The following is a 19,256-nucleotide window of genomic DNA, read 5'->3' on the forward strand; positions in this document are numbered from 1 at the left end:
GTTCTCGATTCAGTCCAGATAGATCGGATTGCTCAGCGCCCGTCGGATGGGCTGGCTGCTGAGGTCGGCGCCCTTGAGTTGCCAGGGCAGTTCGTGGCCCTCGAGCGCGGCGGTGAAGTCGGCAACGAGCCGGTCGCGGCTGGCTGCGGCGACGATTTCGGCGCGCAGGAATTTCTGCGGGGAAGCCAGCGCGATACTGGCCTGCCAGTCATCCCTGTCGATGGCGAGATCGGCAATGGGGCCGCTGGCGTCAATGAGCACCAGCCGGTCGCCCGCCGCGCCGCGCGCCAGGGCGGTGATTGCGGCAGGATTCGAGACTGTGCCGCCCATCACCACATCGCCGACGGCAAGCTCGAGATGCGGGCCGGACGGGCTTTCGGTGACATAGCCCTGCCCTGCCCGCATTGCCGCGAGAATGGCGTCTTCGCTGAGTTCGCCCAACCACAGGACAGTGGTAGGCCGAGCCAGCACCAGTGGTCCTTCCGGCATGAGGCGGTCGGGCTGGTGAAAATCCGAGCCGCCAATGGCCGACAGGCGCATCCCCGAGGCCAGCCGCTGCTGATAGCGCTCAAGTGCGATCCAGTTCCAGGCCAGCCAGGTGGATTGCCAGACCTCCTGGCAATCGGCAGCGGGAAACTCGTAGTCCCAAGGAATGGTCGGCTTGTCGTGGTTGATCGAGAGCAGCCCGCCCTGATCATGCACCAGCGTGGCCAGGGTATGGGCGTCCGCGGGCCGGGTCATGCGGAAATCGATCCAGGCGTCTACGCCATAGACATTGGCGTGGCCTTCAGCCGTGGTCACTTCCATGGCGCGCACGAAGACCAGTTCGGGCGAGGATTGCGGGTGGAAATAGCGCCTTTGGGTCGTGGTATTGTGGTCGGCGATGGCGAGAAAATCGAGTCCGGCCTGGCGCGCGGCTGCATGCAGCAATTCGGGCGAGCCCTTCGCATCGGAATGGAAGGTGTGGCAGTGCAGATCGCCCCGGTACCAGCCGGCCTCTCGGCGCACCGGAAAAGTGCGGGCGGGCTGCGGCAGGATGGGGCGCGCAGCGCTGTCGAGCGCGATGGTCACGGTGACTTCGGCGCCCGCTTCGGGAAGCTTGTAGAGCCCCAGAATGACATTCCAGCGGCCCGCCGGGATGTCGCCATGGACATAGCCGGGCGTTGCGTCGTCAGTGGCGATGAAAAAGCGGTCGCGGGCGCCGCCGCTCCAGCCCCGAAAGCCCTGGGCGCTGGGATAGCCGGTGTCGCGCGGGTCGAAGGCGCCCAGATCAATGACGCAGTCGTCGGCCTTGGCGTAGGCCAGGGTGACATCGATCCGCGTCGTGCCGGCGGGGACCTCGAAAGGAATGTAGTAATAGGGATTGGCGGCCTGGTCGGCGCGGGTGATGCGGGCGGTGATGGTGTTCATGTCAGCAATGTCTCACAGGTGCCTGGTCCAGACGCTGAACGCCCCCCCTTGACGGGGGAGGCTGGGAGGGGGCGTTGGGAGCCCCGATATGCGGGCCAAACGCCCCCCACCCCTGATCCCTCCCCGCAAGGGGGAGGGTGTCGACTGGGGCAGTCGCGGTCGAGCAATGTTCAGACTGCTATTCCCCATCGGCGGGAATGCGGTTTCCCGCGCCGTCGAACAGGTGCACATGCTCGCGCGAGAAACCCAGCGTTACTGCGTCATTCAGCGCGATGTGGTCATCGGTAAAAATGCGTGCCGTGACGCGCGAGCCGTCCGGCCGCTCAATGGTGACCAGGCTTTCGGGCCCCATATTCTCATTGGCAAAGAGCTGGCCGGAAATGGTGTTGGGTGCGCCCGGCTCGGCAATGGCCAGATGTTCGGGGCGAACGCCCAGCGTCAGGGTCTTGCCGCCGCCAAGCGCCGCGCTGATGGCCGATGACATGGTCAGGCCATCCAGCGTTATGCCAATGGCTGAGAGCTGCAGCTGACCATCGCCGTGCACCGCGTCCACCGGCACCAGGTTCATCGGCGGATTGCCGACGAAATTGGCGACGAAGGTGGTGGCGGGGCGACGATAGATCTCGATGGGCGAGGCATATTGCACGATCTGGCCCTGGTCCATCACCGCGATGCGGGTGGCCAGCGCCATGGCCTCGGCCTGGTCGTGGGTGACGTAGACGGCTGTCATGCCCATGTCGCGCTGCAAATGGTTGAGGAAGCCGCGCGCCTCAAGGCGCAGCTTGGCGTCAAGATTGGAGAGCGGCTCGTCAAACAAATAGACCTGGCTCGGATAGACCAGCGCGCGGGCCAGCGAGGTGCGCTGCTGCTGGCCGCCCGAGATCTGGCTCGGCAGCCGGTCGAGCAGATGGCCGATCTTGAGCACATCGGCAACTTCCCTGGCGCGACCGTGCCGTTCGGTCACCGACTTGCCGCGCACCTTGAGCGGATAGGCGATATTGTCGGCCAGGTTCATGTGCGGATAGAGCGCATAATCCTGAAACACCATCGAGATCTGACGGTCCTTGGGGTGGTAGTGGGTGACGTCATCACCCCCTATCAGCACCTGACCGGCCGTCGGCGTCTCCAGCCCGGCGATCATGCGCAGACTGGTGGTCTTGCCACAGCCCGATGGGCCCAACAGGCAGACGAACTCGCCGTCGCCGATGGAAAAACTCACATCCGACACGGCATTGAAGCTGCCGAAGGTCTTGGTGACGTTGCGGAATTCTACTGATGCCATGAGGTTCAGGCCTTGATGCCGCCAAAGAACCGGAAGCCGAACTTCCAGCTGACGAAGAGATAAAGGGCGATGACGGGAAGCGAATAGATCAATGAATAGGCGGCCAACAGCGTCACGATCGGCGTGCCGGCCTCCGAATAGAACGAGTAGATGGCCACCGAGGCGGGCATGTTGGTGTCGCTGCGCAGCAGGATGAAGGGGATGAGGAAGCTGCCCCAGATATTGACGAAGCTCCACACCACCACGACCACGATGCCCGGCCGGATGACCGGCAGCGCCACATCGAAAAACGCCTGCACCGGCGAGGCGCCGGCCACCATGGCGCTTTCCTCATAGGACTTGGGAATGGAGTCGATGAAGTCGCGCAGGATGAACATGGCGGTGGGCAGCAGGCCGCCCGCAAAGGTGAGGATGACGGCCAGATGGGTATCCATCAGCCCGGCAGCCGAGACGATCAGAAAGATCGGCACCATGGCGGCCGACCCCGAAACCACCGAGGAAAACAGCAGCAGGATATAGGTGACGGCGCGCTTGCCGGGCAGCGCCGAGCGCGACAGTGCGTAAGCCGCCAGGGTTGCCGCCGCGCCCACCAGGATGACCCCGCCCACCGACTGGATCAGGCTGTTCCACAGCGCCCGCACGGCGAAATTGTTGCCAAACACCGTGACGAAATTGGCCAGCGTCCAGGGATCGGGCACGGCCAGACCCAGTTCGGCCCGCGCATTGAACGGCGCGAACAGGAACCACAGCAAGGGGAGCGCGAAGGCCGCGCCAATCAGCGCCGCCAGTGCCGAAAAGGCGATGCGGCCCAGAAAGGCGGAGAGGGTGAGCTTCATCGGGGTCAGCCCTTTCTCTTGCGGCCGAGGCTGAGATAGACCAGCGCGAACGCCAGATTGATCAGCATCATGATGACACCCACCGCGGCGCCCTTGCCGAACTGGAAGTCGTTGAAGGCGACGCGGTAATTGTAGATCGACACCAGCTCGGTGCGGTAGCTGGGCCCGCCATTGGTCAACAGGAACGGGGTGAAGGTATTGAAGGTCCACATGGTGATCAGGATCAGATCGGTGACGATGTGACCGCGGATCAGCGGCAGGCCGATATCGCGGAATTTCTGCCAGGAGGAGGCGCCGGCCACGTCGGCGGCCTGGAAATAGCTGGGCGGAATTGACGAGAAGGCCGAGCCGAACAGCATCATCGAGAAGGCTGCGCCGCGCCAGGTATTGAACACCACGATGACCCAGAAGGGTTGCTCGAGCAGGAAATCACCCTTGGGCAGGCCGACGCTGGTGAGCATGGCATTGAGCGTGCCCTGATCGCGATCAAGGAAAGCGAACCAGGCAAAGCCGATCACCACTTCGGGCAGGATCCAGGCGGCAATGACGAAGGTTTCGGTGATGCGCTTGACCCATGGCGGCACGGTCTGGATCAACCAGGCCAGGAGCAGGCCGAGCAGGGCCTGGCCGAACAGCGCCGAGGCCAGCACGAACTGGGTGGTCAGGATCAGCGAGAAGCCGAATTGGCCGCGTTGCAGGAAATTGGACGGGTCGAACAGCGTGAAATAATTGGCCAGCCCGACAAATTCGGGATTGAGCGCGGTCTTGCCCAGCAGCGTCCGGTTGGTGAAGGAAACAAAGATCACCCAGAAGAACGGCACGATGACGAAAACCGAAACCAGCAGGCCCGCCGGTGTCAGGAAGGCCGCGCCTGCCTTGTTGGACAGGAGCGCAAAGTTCCTGACCTTGCGTTTGGGTTTCGTCTCGATCTGTGTGGTGGTCATGCGCGCTTCCGGGTGGGGTTCCCCTCCCCGTGCGGGGAGAGAGGCGATGGGGCCGCGATTGCGCCCGGCATCCCGAAGGACGCCGGGCGCGGGAGGGAGACGGGCGGTCAGAGCAGGCTGACGGTGTTTTCTTCGCCGACAATGCCGATAACCGAGGCCTTGTACTGGGCCATGGCTTCTTCCGGTGACAGTTCGCCGGACACGACGGCTTCGGTCATGCGCTGGATCTCGGCCGAGACGGTATTGTAGTTTTCGTCATTCGGCCGCGCCGTGGTGAGTGGCAATAGCGTCTGGCTGGCCTCAGTCAGGAACGGATTGTTGGGGATCTCGATATCGGTCCGGGCGGTGATGCGCGGCTGGATCGCCTGGAAGGCGTTCTGCATGTCGGGCTCGTTCATGAACGAGAGCAGGGCCCAGGCTTCCTTGGGGGCGTCGGTGGCCGGATTGAGCACAAAGCCCGTGCCGCCCGAAATGGTCACGAAATCCTGGCCGCGAATGCCGGCGCCCGGCACCTTGGCCGGCACCTTGGCCCAGCCCATGACGGTGTCACGGTCGGCCACGGCGAATTCGGAGCCTTCGGCCGTTACCGAGCGGTAGAAATAGTCACCTTCAAACAGCAGGGACGTCACGCCGTCGCGGAAATTGGCGAAGGAGCGGTTGCGGCCATCAGCCAGCAATTGGGCGCGCTGGTCGCCGAGCTGTTCATCGACATAGATGGTCTTGTAGAGGTTGAGCGTATCGAGAATGCCCTGGCTGGCGACGATGTACTTGCCATTGTCGTCCATCACGGCTTCGCCGGTGCCCAGCAGCGCCAGCCAATAGCCCTGCATGGTGGTGGCTTCGCCCATGGCAACGCCGGCATTGAGCTGGATCGGGAAGCTGTCGGGCCTGACCTTCTTGATGGCGCGCCCAGCGTCCAGCACGTCTTCCCACGAGGTGGGCTGCCAGGTGTCGGCGTCAATGCCGGCTTCGGCCAGAATGTCCTTGCGCGTATGGATCATGCGCACATCGGTACCGAGCGGAATGCCGTAATACTGGCCCTGATACTGCATCAGCGCCCGCGAACCGTCCGACAGGGCCGCCCAGCCGGACCAGCCATCGACTTCGGCGCCGGCAACTTCGTTGAGCGGCTTGAGCAGCCCGCCTTCCACAAAGCTGGGAATCAGGAAGCCGTCAAAGGCGGTGACGTCGGGCCCCGCGCCGGTCGAGAAATCGAGTGCCAGCTGCTGGGTCAGCTGGGCGTCTTCGCCGCCGAACTGGTTGAGATTGACTTTGATGTCGGGATTGGCGGCTTCAAATGCCGGAATGACGTCGTTCTGGATCCATTCGGCGGTACCGGAATTGACGCCGCCAACAACGCAGCGGCAGGTGATGTCGAGATCCACGGCGACAGCAGGACCAACCAGGACAGTGGCGCCGATCAGGCTGAACGCAAGGCTACGCAGACGATTGCTCATCGCAAAACTCCTCCCAAGTGATGGCTCCGAATTCTCCGGTAGCCGCTATTGGCCTCCGCCATTCCGGGGAAGCCTGTGGAGAATGAACACGTTTTCATTTTTCGTCAATGCGGAGAATTCGCTGGCGAAAAACGCACCATTCCGATCGGGCGGAGCTTTGCCAGAGTTTTGCAACAAAGCCATGACAACGCTGGGATATATGGGCATGTGTGCGCATTCTCATTGTGCCCCCTGCCCTCACTATGGCTTGACAGTTCGCCGGTCCGGGGCCAGAGAATTGATCACGATTTCATTCATTGAGTGACGGGAGAGCGTGGTTGAGTGATGCGGGGGGAATGGGACGCGGACGGGCGACGGCCGAGATGGTGGCCCAGCGCGCCAATGTTTCGCGCATTTCGGTATCGCGCGCCTTCAACAGCCACACCTCGCTCAAGCCTGAAAAGCGTGCGCTGATCCTGCGCATCGCCGAGGAGCTCAACTACACGCCGGACCGGGCGGCCCGCGCCCTGGTCAGCGGCCGCTCCCATCTGATCGGGGTGATCGTGCCGGACGTATGCAGCCACTGGGAGAGCCAGGAGGTCGATGCCCTGACCACGGCGTTGCAGAATGAGGGCTTTGCCACGCTGCTGTTCAAGACCCGCACCGACTACAGCATGGACGAAAAGCTGCTGGCCTATATGCGCGGCTTCAACCCCGATTCGGTGATCGCCTTCGTGGAGAACGTCAAGCCGACCACCCTGGCCCAGTTTCTCGACCGCGCCGTGCCGATCTATGTGCACTATCCCCATCCGGGCGAGCCTGAACCCGCCGAGACCGGGCCGCTGCACGACCGGCTCAACGTGTTGCAGCGCCCTGGGATCGAGCAGGCCGTCGCGCTGCTGCAAGGCTATGGCGCCAAGCGGATCGCCTATGTCTCGGGCGTCGAACGATCGCAGGCCAATACGGCGCGTGAGCATATGCTACGTACCGTGATGGCCGAACGGGGCCTGGCGCCCCCGACCATTGCGGTTGGCGATTTCAGTTATGACGCCGCCTATGCGGCAACCATTGACCTGTTCCGGGTCGGGGATGGGGCCGACGCGATCTTTGCCGCCAATGACGTCGGCGCCTTCGGCGTGCTTGACGCGCTTCGTCACGAGCTTGGCCTGCGCGTGCCCGAGGATGTGCAGGTCGTTGGCTTTGACGACATCGCCCAGTCACACTGGAAAAGCTACAACCTGACCACGGTCAAGTTTGACCTCGAAGAGCGGGTGCGCGCGTTGGTGCGCCTGATCCTGCGGCGGCTGAAGACGCCCGACGCGCCGGCGCTGCACGAAACGCTGCAAACCCGGCTCGTCGTCCGCGGCACGGTAGGCTAGCGCTGCCGATGACCAAGCGACGCATTCATCTGGTGTTCAAGACCCATCTCGACATTGGCTTCACCGACCACGCAGCGCGCGTGCGCTCCCAGTATCACGAGCAGTTCATCCCCCAGGCCATCGCCACGGGTGAACATTTCTTTGCCGAAGATCCGGACCATCCCGCCTTCATCTGGACCACCGGCGCCTGGTTGATCTGGGATCATCTGCAGAGCCAGCCCGCTGCGCGGGTGAAGCGGCTGGAACGGGCAATCGAGCGCGGGCTGATCGCCTGGCACGCCCTGCCCTTCACCACCCATACCGAATTGATGTCGCCTGCGCTGTTCCGCGCGGGGCTGAGCTATGCGCAGGAACTCGACCAGCGCTTCGGCAAGATCAGTATCGCCGCCAAGATGACCGACGTGCCCGGCCACACGCTGGGCATGGTGCCGCTGCTGGCCGAAGCCGGGATCAAATTCCTGCATCTGGGCGTCAATACCGCCAGCCCGGTGCCCGATGTGCCGCCCATCTTCCGTTGGCGCGCGCCCGACCAGTCGGAAGTGGTGGTAATGTACCAGGCATCCTATGGCGCGACCGATTTTCCTGCCGGGCCTGATATCGGCCTGAGCTTTGCCCATACCAATGACAATATCGGCCCGCAGAGCGTCGGACAGACCGTTGAAGCCCTGCGCCATCTTCAGAACGCCCATCCCGACGCCAACATCACCGCCTCCACGCTTGATGCTTTCGGCGCACAGATGTGGGACCGGCGTGCCCAGTTCCCGGTACTTGAGCAGGAGATCGGCGACAGTTGGATCCATGGCGCGGCCAGTGATCCGGCCAAGCTGGCGCGCTTCCGCGCCCTGCAACGGCTTCATGATGGATTTGACGCCCCGACCCCGCAGCGTCTGGCCTTCGGGCGCGGGCTGACCATGGTGGCCGAACACACCTGGGGCGTCGACATCAAGACCTATCTGCGCGACGAGACGGCCTGGGACCGGACCGATTTCGACGCCGCGCGTCAGACCGACTATCGCTTTGCCTATACCGAGCAATCTTGGGCCGAGCAGCGCGGCTATCTCGATACGGCGCTGCAAGCCCTGGCGCCGGCAGACCGCTCCAGAGCCGACGCCGCGCTGGCTGAACTCATCCCGCCGGCGCCGGCCGCCCCCCTGCCCGGCACCGTGCTGCGCGACAAGGGCTGGACTGCCGAGCTCGACGCCAGCACCGGCGACATCGCCAGGCTAACCGCACCGGACGGTACCGTTGTCGCGGGCATGGCCGGCAGCCTGCTCGGCTATCGCCACGAAAGCTATGACAGCCATGAATTGCAGCGCCATCTCGACAGCTATCTGCAGCATCGCGAGGACTGGGCCATTCTCGATCACGACAAGCCCGGCCTCGAAACGGCGCGGACCGCGCGAACCGCCGCCTTCACCCCGGCCCATCTCGGTATCGCGCCGGATGGCCGCACCGCCATCGCCGAGTTGCCGGCTGAGGCGCGTGAACGGCTCGGCGGACCGAGCCGGCATGAGCTGGCGATCCGTGGCCTCGACGCCCAGCGCGTGGAAATCACGCTGGTACTGCGCGGCAAACCGGCCAGTCGCCTGCCCGAGGCCGGCTTTGTGTCGCTCACCCCAGCGGGCGCGCAGCACTGGCAATTGCACAAGCTCGGTATCTGGAACGATGGACACAACATTGCCCGTCGCGGCGGCGGTCAATTGCAGGCCGTCGCAGCAGTGCGCGCCCAACTGGGTGACTGGCAGCTGACGGCGACGCCGCTCGACAGCGCCCTGGTGGCGCCGGCCGCGGCGCCCTTCATGCCGTTCCAGCCGGCGGTGCCCGACTATGAGCTGGGTCTGCGGCTCAATCTCTACAACAACAAATGGGGCACCAATTTCCCCATGTGGTGGGAGGGCGAGCTGGTCTGCCGGGTGGTGATTGCACTGACGCGCCCTGAGGCCGAATGATGTTGCCGGTGCGCTAACGCGGTCGTGTTCCGCGCGCACCGAAGGCCCGTCCGCAACGCCCCCCTGGACGCGCTGCCGAGATCAGCTTGCCTGCCGCCGCAGAAAGGCGACGAACTCAGCCAGCCGGGCGGCACCAAAGGTGAGCACGGCTTCGTCGGTAATACGCCCATTGCTGGTTTTGTCGTTGGCGAAGGGTACCACGACCTCAAGCGAAGGGAACACCAGAGCGAGCATGCCATTGAGCATGTACTTCAAATGGCTCTGCGCCCGAACCCCGCCCAGGGCTCCCCCCGATACCGAAATTGCAAAGCACGGCTTGCTGAGGAACACCGAATTATAGGCCGGCCGCGACGCCCAATCGATGGCGTTCTTGAGCACGCCGGGGATGGAATAATTGTATTCCGGCGTTACAAAAACCACCCCGTCGGCCGCTCCGATCGCCGCGATCAGGGCACTGACATGGGGGTCATCGAGCGTATCGGCATTATAGTGAGGAAGGCTGCCGATCTCGGCAAAGCTCACCTCGGCGTCGTTTTCCAGCCGTTCGGCCATGGACTTGGCCATCGCCCTGGAGGCGGAGGCGGCGCGCAGGCTGCCCACCATAAACAGAAGTTTCGGCATCAGGTCTTTCTTCGATGTCATAGTCTGGGCAACCAGGTTGCGATGAGCGGGAAGGCAATGATGATCGCGATGGTGAAGAGCATGGCGATAACGAACGGAAATGCCCCGCGGAAGATCTCGCCGACCTTGAGTTGGGGGTCACTCAGTGCCGCCTTGATGGTGTAGACCGACAACCCGAAAGGCGGGGTCAGCAAGCCAATCTCGATAGCGATAACTGTGATGACGCCGAACCAGATCAGGTCAAAGCCCGCTGCGCCGGCGACGGGCAGAGCGATTGGCAGCATGATCAGCATGATGGAAATCGAATCGATCAGGAACCCCAGGATGATCAGCAGGCCGACATAGGCCAACAGAAACCCCCAGGGGCCGATCGGGCCATCGAGGAAGAACTCGGCCAGCGAACGCGGCATGCCCGACAGCGCCAGCATGCGGGAGAAAAAGCTCGCCGCCAGGATCAGGAACAGCACAGAAACGGTAATCTGGCCTGTTTCAACCAGCAGCTTCCAGAAAGTGCGGCGATTGAGCGAGCGACGCAGAATGGCAATCACCAGGGCACCAAAGGCGCCAGCAGCCCCGGCTTCGGTGGGGTTAAAAAAGCCGCCATACAAGCCGCCCAGCACCAGCGTGATCAAGGCAACGATCGGCGCGGCCATCTGCAGGATTGTCCAGGCGCTGGTTGGCTCCTGGTCAACAATCTCCTGCTCGGAATCAAACACGAATTTGGGCTGGGTCCTGGCCAGGAAAATAATGGTGGCGCAGAAGGCGATGGCCAGCACGATGCCGGGGCCGATGCCTGCGAGGAACATGCGGCCAACCGATTCTTCGGCCTGCACCGCATAGACAATGAACAGCAGCGATGGTGGGATCAGCATCCCCAGCACGGACGAGCCAGCCACGACGCCGGTCGCGAACTTTCTGGTATAGCCGTGCCGCACCATTTCGGGCACGGCAACACGGGCAAAGACCGTGGCCGAGGCGATCGAGATGCCGGTTATGGCCGCAAAAACAGCATTGGCGAATACCGTGGCGATGCCCAGACCGGCAGTAACGCGGTGCAACAGGCGCTGGAAAACATCGAAGGTGTCGCGGCCCACGCCCGATGCGGTGACCAGCAGCCCCATGAGCACGAACAGCGGCACCACGGCGTAGAGATATTCTTCGAGTGAATCGTTGGCGACCTGCCCCAGCATGCGCACCGCAACCATGTCACTGCGGATGAACATTACGCTGACGAATGAGGTGACCAGCATGCTGATGCCAATGGGCATGCCGACAACGATCAGCACGATCAGCGCCCCGATGGACAGCCAGCCAATGTCTATCGGACTCATGAGGGCTCTTTCGTGATGGAGAGTGTTTTGCCGAGATAGCGCACGCCCTTGAACAGAAACTCGGCGGCGGCAACGCTCATGCCGAGCGTGATCAGAGCGCGGAACGGCCAGGTGGGCAGCGTGCCCAGCCCGGGAATGCCGATGAAATCACTTGAGGTCCAATCGCCGTGCAAGATGCCGAAAGAGGCCCATGCCACGACGCCCAGGATCGCACAGCCCAGCAGGCAGAACACGGCATTGAGCAAGGCGGCCATGCGGGGCCGGCGAGCTTCGAGCGCGTCGATAATGATCTCCACCTGAGCAAGGCGACCCGCACTCACGGCGCTGGGCAGTTGCAGTGCGACGATGAGAACCACCATCATGGCGCCAAGCTCTGACACCAGCGGCAGCGAGCCGCCGAAACCGTTGCGCACCACAATGTCGGCACAGATGAGAACCATCAGGACGGCGATCAAGGCCGTGGCCAACACGGACAGCGCTTCCACCATGCGATTCCAGACCTGCTGGAGGCGGCGGTGCCCCCCGACGGGGGCACCCCTTAGTTGCGAGTCTGACATGGTGCCGGACAACCCCTAGAGTTCTTCGTCCCAGGCGCGCGAGGGCTCAACACCCTTGGCACGCAGCGCGGACATGTATTGCTTGACGAACTCGTTGGCAGGCACGCCCTGAGCTTCAAGCGCACCAGCCCACTCACCAGCCAGGTTCGGCAGCATGTCGACCCACTTCTGGCGCTCTTCCGCCGGCATGTTCACGATGGTGACCTTGGGGTCCTGGCCTGCGCCCAGCTCAACCATCGTGTTGAGGGCGACTTCATGCAGGGTGACCATTTCCTCGCCATGACTCTTGGTGTAGTAGCGCCCGGCCTCGATCATGGCGTTCTGCACTTCTTCAGGCAGCGTTTCCCAAACGTCGTTGTTGATGGCGATGGCACCGGAAAAGGCAGCAGCGGCATCAAACCGGTTGATGTAGGGGGCGACCTCGTAGAGCTTGATCGGCATGACACCCAGAGCCAGGCTCAGCGCCCCATCGGAGACGCCCGTCTGCACGTCGGTGTAGAATGTGGTCAATGCGCCATCGACGGCATTGGCGCCCGTGCCCCGCAGCCAGCTGCCGAGCACGCCGGGAGCCGACAATTTCATGCCGTTGATGTCCTCGATGCCCTGCAGCGGCTCTTTGGTGTAGATGTCATAAAGGTCCGTGGCGGTCAGACCGAGCACCTTGAGATTGTGGCCTTCCCATTCCTGTTTGAAGGCTTCGTTGCTGTCGAGCAGACCTTCCATGACTTCGAGAAGTGCGGGGACGTCTGTCACCGAAAACGGCGTGTTGGTGGACACCTGGCTCAGCGGCAATTGGGCCGGCTCGAGGAAGGAGAACACCCAGCCAATATCGGTGATGCCGTCTTCGACCGAAGAAAGCGTCGCGTTGGCCTTGTAGAGCTGGCCGCCAAATGCCTCGTTCCAGTCGAGCTGGTAGTTGCCGGTTTCGGCGAGCAGTTCGTCGGTCCGGGCCATGAAATGGGTTTTGATCATCCCCACCCACGGCACCACCGTGGGATGGCTCGACGCCACCGTCAGGCTGATGTGCTCCTGCGCAAAACTGGTTGTCGGCAGGACCAGTGCCGCTGCGGTCATCATTGCAAGAAACGCTTTCATTTTATTCCTCCCTTGAAGCGATTAGTTGACGTCGAAAGTCTGCGACGAGAAGTTGATGCGCACGGTCATCGACCCCTCATTGACCATCCAGGGCCGTATGCGGAACCTGCGTGCCCCGGCCTTGTGCATGGGATCCTGTTCGGCAATTGCGCGTGCTGCCGCAGCAGAAGCGGCCCGGACAATCACCATTCCTTCGCCTTGCCAGGACTGCTCATCGTCGCTCCACAGCGGGCCGGCGGCGAACATGATGCCCTGCTTTTCAAGGCCGACCTGAAACTCCAGATGCGCGTCCATATTGGCAAACACCGGCTCCAGACCGTCGGTCGGTGTGGTGAAGATGGCGTAGAACTGCTTTTGCAGCATCTGGCTGGAGGCATCGCGCACGGTCTGTGCCGGCACTGATGTCAGTCTATTGTCCTCAGTCATGCCTGCCTCCCATCCGAGCGGCCTGGCCAGCTTTGCCCTGGGCCAGTTCCGCACGAATATCTGTGCCATGTTCATCCAGTGTCGGGGGTGGCAAGACCTCCAGTTCGGCCTGCCCGTCGAAATTGTACGGCGCCCGCACCGTGGTGAAGGTGCCCATCACCGGGTGCTCGGCCGATATCTTGATCTGCAAATGCCGGGCCTGCGGATCCTCAAGGGCCTCGTCGGAGTCGTAAGCGGGCGAATAAGGCACTTCATGAGTTTCGAGCAGATCGCACCATGCGGCGCGGCTCTTTTGCGCGAAGACCGGTGCGAATACCTCGATCAGTTGTTCCTGATGCTCGATACGGGCCAGTCGTTCGGCGAAGCGGGGATCAGCGTTGAGGTGCTGCTGACCGGTTGCCTCGAGCAGGGAGTCCCAGAACTTGGTCGGCGATGACAGATGGAAAGCGATCCATTTCCCGTCGGCGCAGGCGAAGGTGTAGGATTGCGACACTTCCGGCCGGGACAGCGGCCCCATCACTTCGCCCACCGAATAGTAGTGGGTGAAGCTGTCGAGATTGAAATGCGTCATAGCCTCCAGCATGGAGATGTCGATGCGGCGACCGGGGCCGGTTTTGCCTCGTTCCAGCAGCGCCGCCAGGATGGCCATGGCAGCATATTGGCCGGTAATGGAATCGGCGATGGCCGGCCCGATGACCCGGGGTTTGTCTGGTGGCGTCAGCAGGCGCAGATAGCCACTGGCTGCCTGGGCGACCGTGTCATAGACGGGGCGATGGCTCGCCGGCCCGGTATTGCCGAGGCCCGAAATGGCGCAATAGATCAAGGACGGGTTGATCTGGCGGAGGTCATCCTCACCGGCCCCCAGCTTTTCGGCGACACCGGGACGGAAATTCTGGATGAAGACATCGGCGGAGCGGATCAGCTCGTGGAACACGGCGAGATCGTCATCCTGCCGGGTATCGAGCGCGATGGATCGCTTGTTGCGGTTATAGGTCTGATAGTGCGGCGAATAGAGGCCACCCTTGAAGGCCCGGAACGGATCACCGGACCCCGGTCGCTCGACCTTGATGACATCGGCCCCCAGATCGGCCAGATGCATGCCAGCGGCGGGGCCGGTAATGTAGGTGCCCAGCTCAATGACCCGCACGGCCTTCAGAATTTTTACCACGCAAAACTCCCTTGCATGCCCTTAGCGGGTCTTGGCTTCGTGGCCGGACAGCTTGCCGTCATAGGCGATGGCGAGGTCGGCCTGGTTGGACATGATGAAGCCGATCGAGCGCATGGATTCTTCGAACAGATGCGCCGACAGGCCGGCGGTACGGGCCAGCAGCGGCACGGCCTTGAGGGCCTCGAGCGGCCAGCCGGCATCGAGCATGACGGCGGGAATAGCGCCCGAAACATTGATCGGCAGCGGCCGCTGGATAATCCTGGGGGCATGCTCGGCCAGGGTCCGCAATGCCTCGACATATTTGCCGGAGACGCCGAGTTCATCGGCAATCTCGAGCAGCCGGTTTGCCCGGGGATCGCCATCGCTATGCTGGGGATGGCCGAGGCCGGGCACCTTCTTCTTGGCGGCCTTGAGGGTTTCCAGGCTCGCTATGGCTGCGTTCTGCAGATCGGTGCCGTCAGCATCGGCTTTGCGCAGCACCTCATCGAGGTAACGGCCGGACACTTCCGAACTGCCAGCCACGACGCTGCCCATGCCCAGCAGCCCCGCCGCCATGGCGCCCTGCCAGGCCTCGGGACCCGCGGCCAGAGTCATGCGTGCCGCCTGAACCGACGGCACCAGACCGTGTTCAGCAATCGCCACCAGGCAGGCGTCGAGCATGTGACGCTGCGCTGACGTGCACCGTTCGCCCAGCACCAGCAGCCAAAAATAGTCGGTGAAATTGATCTTGCCGATGAGGTCAGCGCACAGATCCTCGCCCCGCACGGTGATGGATTCAGCATCCGAGGTGGCGATTGCGGTCGTCGCATTGTCCTGCTTGCCGATGCGCATTCCTGTCCCTTTTTTTTCGCTAGCCGAAAATGTTTGCTCTTGCCGAAAAGGTAGACCTGACTTAGTCTGGCGTCAAGTTACGATCACGCTCGAGGTGAAGATGGCTCCCGGTCAGGTGATAGATATTAGCGGTCAGGCTGCCGATGAACGCCCGGCCGAGTTTGTCGAGGCGCTGGCAAAGGGCATCGGCATCCTCGAGAGCTTTGATGCAACGCACCCGGAAATGACGCTGAGCGAGGTCGCGCGTCGCGTCGGGTTGAGCCCGGCCGCGGCGCGCCGCAGCCTGATCACGCTGCAAACGCTCGGCTATGTCGGTCAGACCGAGCGGCGCTTTCACCTCCGGCCCAAGGTATTGACCCTGGGGTCCGCGCTGTTCTTCTCGGCGGGGATCGGGGAAGTATTGCAGCCCGATCTGCGCGAACTGGTCGAGCAATTTGGCGACGCATCATCCATCGGCACGCTCGAGGGCGAGGACGTCATCTATGTCGCGCACAGTTCGGTGCAACGGGCGCGCCGCGCCACCGCGACCATCGGCGCGCGCTATCCCGCCTACGCCACCTCGCTCGGCCGGGTACTGCTGGCGGGTCTGGATGACGCCGCGCTCGACGCCTATCTCGCCAAGGTCAGGCCGGTGGCCCTGACATCAAAGACGGTCATTGATGTGGCAGACCTGCGCCAGATCATCCTGGCGGTGCGCGCCGATGGCTATTCCACCACGGTCGATCAGCTCGACTACGGCATCACCGCCCTGGGTGTGGCGATCCGGGGGCCAGATGGCCGCACCGTCGCCGCGCTGAACAGCTCTGGCTATACCGGCATGGTGACGCCCGAAAAACTCATCGAGGAGCGGCTGCCGACCCTGCTCGCTGCCGCGTCGCGCATCGGCAACGCCATCACCCGCTATCCGATCCTGCAATCGGTCATGGGCCCGTAAGGGGTCCGAACATGCCTGTCGATACAGGCAGTTGAACACGCGAAAATGCTTTTGCCCTGCATCACTGGTGGCAGGCAAAACCATATCTGAGGAGGACGCATTGGCTGAACTTGTTGCCACACTGGCATCGACCCATCACCCGTTTTATCTGCGCGCCACGACAGCGCCGCCAGAACAGCAAATTCCGCAGGCGCCGGAGTGGAAGCGCAAGGTCGAAGCCTATCGCGAGACGCTGAGCAAGGCCAAGCCTGACATTCTCGTGATGATCGGCTCGGATCACTTCCACCAGATCTTCCTCGATAATTGCCCGCAGTTTCTGATCGGCAAGGCCGAGCGCTATGACGCGACATTCGGCAATGAAGAGCGCGAATTCGGCATTCCCAAATATGTGCTGGAGGGGGATATGGAAATGTCCCGCTTCATGCACCGCGATCTGATGGACCAGGGTTTCGACCTGGCATTTTCCAATGAACTGAAGATCGATCACTCGATCATCTGTCCGATCATTACCGTCCGGCCGGACAATGATCTGCCCGTGGTGCCGATCTACACCAACATCTTCGCGCCGCCCCTGCCCTCGCCGCGCCGCTTTTACGACCTTGGCCGAGCGATCCGCAAAGCGATCAACGCCTTTCCGTCTGACAAACGTGTCGCGGCCATCGGCACGGGCCATCTCTCGCTTGAGCTGGGCGGCCCCCGTCAGTTCATGGAAACCGGTCCCGACCCGGTGTTCGACCGCCAGGCCCTCGAGTGGTTTCGCAGCGGCGACATCGACGCCATCTTGGCCAATGTAACCCATCAGAGCATGGCCAAGAGCGGCAACGCGACCCATGGCTTCCTCAATTTCATCCTGATGATGGGCGTCGCCGGGCCGCAGGCTGCCGACTATGTCGATTATCTCGATCTCTTCCACACCATGGAAGCCTACGTGACCTGGTACCCCAGAACTGGCGCAGAGGAGCAGGCCGCATGAGCAAATACTACGTCAACAAATTCCTCTATCAGGTCGATCGCAACCCGGACTATCTCCGGCGCTACGCCGAAGACCCCAAGAACTTCGTCGCCACCTGGGAGCAGTCGATCGGCCCGCGCCTGAACGAGGTCGAACTGTCCACCGTCCACAGCCTGACTGATGCCGAGCGCAAGGCGCTGGTGGAGCATGACTTTGTCGCGCTGTTCGAAATGGGCGCGCATTTCTTCCTCAACCTGACGCTGTTCATCGGCATCTATGACGAGCCCTTCATGAAGGAAAACGGCCCACTCGCCTTTCAGCGCGAGTTTGCCAAGAAGGTCGGCCACTGGACGGGCAAGGACTATCCGGGCGTTGAATGCTGACGCCAGCCTGACCGGCATCACCGCGCAGACGGTGAGCCCCGCCTGAACCAACAGGGGCCGAAGGGAGGAGCCTTCGGCCCCTGACAACAATCGAGACGATGCGCATACAGGGAGGAAACCATGTGCAGACTTTGTGACTCAAACAAGCCGGAACTGGCGTGTCCAACACGACGCGACCTGCTCACCGCAACGGCGGTCGGCGGCGTCGCGCTGGCGGCCAGTGTCCTGCTGACCAGTAGTGTGGCAGCGCAACAGACCGCGCTGTCCACGCTGCCCGAGGGGATCGGCGAACAGGGGCGCAAGACGCTGATCAAGGGCGGTATCGTGCTTTCCGTTGACGACGAGGTCGGCAACTTTCCCGTTGGCGATGTACTGATCGAGAATGGTCGCATCGTCGCGGTTGCTGCCAATATTGATGCGGGCGACGCCGCCATCATCGATGCAACCGGCAAGATCGTCATGCCCGGGTTCATCGATACACACCACCATCAGTTCGAGACGGCGCTGCGCAGCCAGCTGGCGCACGGCATTCTGATCAATGACGGGCGCGCGGTGAATGCTGCCAATTACTACGATACCGTGCTGCAGAAGTTCTCCCTGGTTTACCGCCCGCAGGATGTCTACATCAATGAGCTGTTCGGCGGCATTTCTCAGCTTGATGCGGGGGTGACCACGGTGATGGATGTCAGCCAGATCCATCATAGTCCCGAGCACTCGGACGCGGCCATTGAAGGGCTGCGCGATGCGGGGCGGCGCGGCGTGTTCGGGTATTTCGAAGGCTGGGGCGAGGGTGCGCGCTATCCCGATGACGCGCGGCGTATCAAGGAACAGTATTTCTCCTCAAACGACCAGCTCACCACCATGATCATGGGCGGGGAAATTTACCTGCCCGGCTACGAAAAGGCCTGGGAAGTCGGCCGCGACCTGGGCCTGCCGATTGCGCTCCATGTCGTTGGCACCTTCGGCATGCAGCCGACCTTTGATGAACTGGGCGCCGCCGGCCTGTTCAGCGACGACAACATTTTCATCCACATGACCGGCATGTCCGACAATGGCTGGAAATATGCTGCGGACGCCGGCGCGCACATCTCGATGGCCGTGCCGATCGAAATGCACATGCGCCACGGCACCCCGCCGATCCAGCAGGCGATCGACTCGGGCATGGGCCTCTCGCTGTCTTCAGACGTCGAATGCACCATGACGGCGGATATGTTCACCCAGATGCGCGGCCTGATCACCCTGCAACGCATGTTCGCCAATGCCGCGGCGCTGGAGGGCGTGGCGGATTTTCCGACGCTGATGCAGCCCATGGATGCCATTCGTCACGCCACCATTGCCGGGGCTGAGGGCCTCAAGCTGGGCAAGGTGACGGGCAGCCTGACACCCGGCAAGGCCGCCGATATCGTGCTGCTCGATGCGCGGGCAATCAATGTGGCGCCGCTCAACAATGTCGCCGGCGCCGTGGTGACGCTGATGGAGCGGAGCAATGTCGACACCGTGATCGTCGACGGGCAAGTCAAGAAGTGGCAGGGCCAGCTCATCGGCTTCGACATTGACCGCCTGCGCACCGAACTCGAAGCCAGCCGCGACTATATCTTCGCGCAAGCCGGCGTCGCCGTCGACCTGTTCGGCGAGCCGGGATAAAGCACCCACTGGCATTTGCCTGCCATCGCAGGATGGCGGGCAAATGCTGGCCCGCCATCGGTCAGCACGTATAGGCGC

18 protein-coding genes are annotated in these 19,256 nt (G+C 62.7%); 6 read left to right on the forward strand and 12 right to left on the reverse strand.

All coding sequences use genetic code 11. From position 1 onward, the window contains the following. Positions 1-9: 9 nt before the first annotated feature. The 5 genes from ABFY71_RS07230 to ABFY71_RS07250 form a co-directional block, all read right to left on the reverse strand. Positions 10-1,410 (reverse strand): CehA/McbA family metallohydrolase, encoded by a 1,401-nt coding sequence (locus ABFY71_RS07230; RefSeq protein ID WP_347945348.1) that lies wholly within the window; start codon positions 1,408-1,410, stop codon positions 10-12. Between the two features lie 178 nt (positions 1,411-1,588). Then, complete coding sequence (locus tag ABFY71_RS07235; protein ID WP_347945349.1) at positions 1,589-2,692, reverse strand: ABC transporter ATP-binding protein; 1,104 nt, start codon at positions 2,690-2,692, stop codon at positions 1,589-1,591. A gap of 5 nt (positions 2,693-2,697) precedes the next feature. After that, on the reverse strand, positions 2,698-3,528 hold the full coding sequence (locus ABFY71_RS07240) for a carbohydrate ABC transporter permease (protein WP_305582642.1): 831 nt from the start codon (positions 3,526-3,528) through the stop codon (positions 2,698-2,700). Between the two features lie 5 nt (positions 3,529-3,533). Beyond that, positions 3,534-4,472, reverse strand: coding sequence for a carbohydrate ABC transporter permease (locus ABFY71_RS07245; RefSeq protein ID WP_347945350.1), 939 nt, complete (start codon positions 4,470-4,472; stop codon positions 3,534-3,536). A gap of 107 nt (positions 4,473-4,579) precedes the next feature. Continuing rightward, positions 4,580-5,929 (reverse strand): extracellular solute-binding protein, encoded by a 1,350-nt coding sequence (locus ABFY71_RS07250; RefSeq protein ID WP_347945351.1) that lies wholly within the window; start codon positions 5,927-5,929, stop codon positions 4,580-4,582. A gap of 317 nt (positions 5,930-6,246) precedes the next feature. On the opposite strand from ABFY71_RS07250, the gene ABFY71_RS07255 reads away from it, so the two are divergent. Both ABFY71_RS07255 and ABFY71_RS07260 read left to right on the forward strand, forming a co-directional pair. Then, a complete protein-coding gene (locus ABFY71_RS07255) occupies positions 6,247-7,287 on the forward strand; it encodes a LacI family DNA-binding transcriptional regulator (protein WP_347945352.1) in 1,041 nt (346 codons plus the stop codon). A gap of 8 nt (positions 7,288-7,295) precedes the next feature. After that, entirely contained in the window at positions 7,296-9,236 is a 1,941-nt protein-coding gene (locus tag ABFY71_RS07260) for a DUF5054 domain-containing protein (protein ID WP_347945353.1), read from the forward strand. Between the two features lie 81 nt (positions 9,237-9,317). On the opposite strand, the gene ABFY71_RS07265 is transcribed toward ABFY71_RS07260, so the two are convergent. From ABFY71_RS07265 to ABFY71_RS07295, 7 genes are read right to left on the reverse strand one after another with little or no spacing between them, the layout of a single operon-like run. Beyond that, positions 9,318-9,857, reverse strand: a complete 540-nt coding sequence (locus ABFY71_RS07265) for an NADPH-dependent FMN reductase (protein ID WP_347945354.1) — start codon at positions 9,855-9,857, stop codon at positions 9,318-9,320. 17 nt (positions 9,858-9,874) lie between these two features. After that, the gene (locus ABFY71_RS07270) at positions 9,875-11,188 is read right to left on the reverse strand and encodes a TRAP transporter large permease (protein ID WP_347945355.1); all 1,314 of its coding nucleotides are present in this window, start codon (positions 11,186-11,188) and stop codon (positions 9,875-9,877) included. Continuing rightward, positions 11,185-11,757, reverse strand: a complete 573-nt coding sequence (locus ABFY71_RS07275) for a TRAP transporter small permease (protein WP_347945356.1) — start codon at positions 11,755-11,757, stop codon at positions 11,185-11,187. Before ABFY71_RS07275 ends, ABFY71_RS07270 begins: the two co-directional genes overlap by 4 nt. A gap of 3 nt (positions 11,758-11,760) precedes the next feature. After that, positions 11,761-12,840 carry a C4-dicarboxylate TRAP transporter substrate-binding protein gene (locus ABFY71_RS07280; RefSeq protein ID WP_347945357.1) on the reverse strand — a complete coding sequence of 360 codons (1,080 nt, stop codon included), beginning with the start codon at positions 12,838-12,840 and terminating at the stop codon, positions 11,761-11,763. Between the two features lie 21 nt (positions 12,841-12,861). After that, positions 12,862-13,266 (reverse strand): YciI family protein, encoded by a 405-nt coding sequence (locus ABFY71_RS07285; RefSeq protein ID WP_347945358.1) that lies wholly within the window; start codon positions 13,264-13,266, stop codon positions 12,862-12,864. Beyond that, on the reverse strand, positions 13,259-14,434 hold the full coding sequence (locus ABFY71_RS07290; protein WP_347945359.1) for a CaiB/BaiF CoA transferase family protein: 1,176 nt from the start codon (positions 14,432-14,434) through the stop codon (positions 13,259-13,261). The genes ABFY71_RS07285 and ABFY71_RS07290 overlap by 8 nt, the downstream gene beginning before the upstream one ends. A 21-nt stretch (positions 14,435-14,455) precedes the next feature. Next, positions 14,456-15,265, reverse strand: a complete 810-nt coding sequence (locus ABFY71_RS07295) for a citryl-CoA lyase (RefSeq protein ID WP_347945360.1) — start codon at positions 15,263-15,265, stop codon at positions 14,456-14,458. A gap of 100 nt (positions 15,266-15,365) precedes the next feature. Here ABFY71_RS07295 and ABFY71_RS07300 point away from each other — a divergent pair, with 100 nt between their 5' ends. The 4 genes from ABFY71_RS07300 (at position 15,366) to ABFY71_RS07315 (ending at position 19,178) form a co-directional block, all read left to right on the forward strand. Further along, positions 15,366-16,199, forward strand: coding sequence for an IclR family transcriptional regulator domain-containing protein (locus ABFY71_RS07300; protein WP_305582664.1), 834 nt, complete (start codon positions 15,366-15,368; stop codon positions 16,197-16,199). 100 nt (positions 16,200-16,299) lie between these two features. Then, positions 16,300-17,172, forward strand: coding sequence for a DODA-type extradiol aromatic ring-opening family dioxygenase (locus ABFY71_RS07305; protein ID WP_347945361.1), 873 nt, complete (start codon positions 16,300-16,302; stop codon positions 17,170-17,172). Continuing rightward, on the forward strand, positions 17,169-17,534 hold the full coding sequence (locus ABFY71_RS07310; RefSeq protein ID WP_305582669.1) for a hypothetical protein: 366 nt from the start codon (positions 17,169-17,171) through the stop codon (positions 17,532-17,534). The genes ABFY71_RS07305 and ABFY71_RS07310 overlap by 4 nt, the downstream gene beginning before the upstream one ends. 120 nt (positions 17,535-17,654) lie before the next feature. Continuing rightward, positions 17,655-19,178, forward strand: a complete 1,524-nt coding sequence (locus ABFY71_RS07315) for an amidohydrolase family protein (RefSeq protein WP_347945362.1) — start codon at positions 17,655-17,657, stop codon at positions 19,176-19,178. The last annotated feature ends 78 nt before the right edge of the window (positions 19,179-19,256 follow it).

This window comes from Devosia alba (genome assembly GCF_039938915.1).
Taxonomy (GTDB): domain Bacteria; phylum Pseudomonadota; class Alphaproteobacteria; order Rhizobiales; family Devosiaceae; genus Devosia; species Devosia alba.

Excerpts from the sequence above, each read along its gene's own strand:
- ABFY71_RS07230 (WP_347945348.1), bottom strand. The coding sequence starts at position 1,410 with ATGAACACCATCACCGCCCGCATCACCCGCGCCGACCAGGCCGCCAAT.
- ABFY71_RS07235 (WP_347945349.1), bottom strand. The coding sequence starts at position 2,692 with ATGGCATCAGTAGAATTCCGCAACGTCACCAAGACCTTCGGCAGCTTC.
- ABFY71_RS07240 (WP_305582642.1), bottom strand. The coding sequence starts at position 3,528 with ATGAAGCTCACCCTCTCCGCCTTTCTGGGCCGCATCGCCTTTTCGGCA.
- ABFY71_RS07245 (WP_347945350.1), bottom strand. The coding sequence starts at position 4,472 with ATGACCACCACACAGATCGAGACGAAACCCAAACGCAAGGTCAGGAAC.
- ABFY71_RS07250 (WP_347945351.1), bottom strand. The coding sequence starts at position 5,929 with ATGAGCAATCGTCTGCGTAGCCTTGCGTTCAGCCTGATCGGCGCCACT.
- ABFY71_RS07260 (WP_347945353.1), top strand. The coding sequence starts at position 7,296 with ATGACCAAGCGACGCATTCATCTGGTGTTCAAGACCCATCTCGACATT.
- ABFY71_RS07265 (WP_347945354.1), bottom strand. The coding sequence starts at position 9,857 with ATGCCGAAACTTCTGTTTATGGTGGGCAGCCTGCGCGCCGCCTCCGCC.
- ABFY71_RS07270 (WP_347945355.1), bottom strand. The coding sequence starts at position 11,188 with ATGAGTCCGATAGACATTGGCTGGCTGTCCATCGGGGCGCTGATCGTG.
- ABFY71_RS07280 (WP_347945357.1), bottom strand. The coding sequence starts at position 12,840 with ATGAAAGCGTTTCTTGCAATGATGACCGCAGCGGCACTGGTCCTGCCG.
- ABFY71_RS07285 (WP_347945358.1), bottom strand. The coding sequence starts at position 13,266 with ATGACTGAGGACAATAGACTGACATCAGTGCCGGCACAGACCGTGCGC.
- ABFY71_RS07295 (WP_347945360.1), bottom strand. The coding sequence starts at position 15,265 with ATGCGCATCGGCAAGCAGGACAATGCGACGACCGCAATCGCCACCTCG.
- ABFY71_RS07300 (WP_305582664.1), top strand. The coding sequence starts at position 15,366 with ATGGCTCCCGGTCAGGTGATAGATATTAGCGGTCAGGCTGCCGATGAA.
- ABFY71_RS07310 (WP_305582669.1), top strand. The coding sequence starts at position 17,169 with ATGAGCAAATACTACGTCAACAAATTCCTCTATCAGGTCGATCGCAAC.
- ABFY71_RS07315 (WP_347945362.1), top strand. The coding sequence starts at position 17,655 with ATGTGCAGACTTTGTGACTCAAACAAGCCGGAACTGGCGTGTCCAACA.